This window comes from Fulvivirga kasyanovii, from assembly GCF_009711405.1.
Lineage (GTDB): Bacteria > Bacteroidota > Bacteroidia > Cytophagales > Cyclobacteriaceae > Fulvivirga > Fulvivirga kasyanovii.
In genome coordinates, this window is the sequence record NZ_SMLW01000152.1 from 1 (window position 1) to 1,313 (window position 1,313).

Below are 1,313 nucleotides of genomic sequence, written 5' to 3' on the forward strand. Positions count from 1 at the left end.
GTGTGAGTTATTGATGATTTGAAAGTCTGCCCCTCAAAAGGAGACCAGCCACACTTGGCCAAAATGTTGCCCTTATCCACCACCCATGGACGGTTAGTGTCAACCACGGCAATGTCTGCATAGTATCCTTCCCTTAAAAAGCCCCTTTTTTCAACATTGAACAATATAGCTGGATTGTGGCACATTTTCTCAACGACCTGCTCCAGTGTGATCTTTCCCTGATGGTAAAACTCCAGCATGGCAGGTAAACTATGCTGTATGAGTGGACCTCCGGAAGGAGCCTTAAAATAGGTGCTGCTCTTTTCCTCAAGCGTATGTGGGGCATGGTCTGTTGCTACTACATCTATACGTCCATCGATCACCGCTTTCAATATAGCCTCCTGGTCTGTCTTTGTTTTTACCGCCGGGTTCCACTTGATCAATGTGCCTTTGCTGGCATAGTCTGCGTCATTAAACCACATGTGATGTATACAGGCTTCTGCTGTTATTTTTTTCTCACTTAAAGGCAGCGTGTTGTCAAAAAGGGATAATTCTTTAGCAGTTGATATATGGAGGATGTGAAGTTGTGCTCCATATTTTTTTGCGAGCGCCACAGCCATCGATGAAGATTTATAACAGGCTTCTTCACTGCGTATAAGGGGATGACATTGAATTGGCACTTCTTCACCATACTTTTCCTTATATATTTCTGTATTCCTGCGAATGGTAGCCTCATCTTCACAATGCGTTGCTATGAGCATATCTACCTTTGAAAAAATATTTTCCAGCGTTTTTTCATTATCCACGAGCATATTCCCTGTAGAGGAGCCCATGAAAACTTTTACGCCACATACTTTGTCCTTCGGTGTTTTTAGTACTTCATCAATATTATCGTTGCTGGCTCCCATAAAAAATGAATAATTGGCAAGAGATGTGTTTTTGCCTATTTCATATTTTTGCTCCAGCAGCTCCTGGGTGAGGGCATTGGGTACAGTGTTGGGCATTTCCATAAAGGATGTAACCCCTCCGGCCACTGCAGCGCGGGATTCGGTATATATATTTGCCTTATGGGTCAGGCCTGGCTCTCTGAAATGTACCTGGTCATCAATAACTCCCGGCAGCACATATGCACCCTTCGCGTCAATTACTTTATCCGCCTCTGAGGCACTTATCTCTCCGGCTATCTTGTGTATAAATTCTCCTTTAATAAGAATATCAGAAGAAAAGGTCTTACCTTCATTGATTAATTGGGCATTTGTAATTAATATCGATTTCATGCGTGTCTAATATTTTCGATAGATATGTGCTGAATATTGCAGGTATTTAACATACAA

Annotated in this window: 1 protein-coding gene; it reads right to left on the reverse strand. The window is 42.3% G+C overall.

All coding sequences use genetic code 11. The features are described 5' to 3' along the window. Positions 1-1,256 (reverse strand): dihydroorotase (locus tag E1163_RS00430; protein ID WP_155168557.1); only part of this gene is annotated, 1,256 nt, incomplete at its 3' end. Positions 1,257-1,313 lie beyond the last annotated feature (57 nt).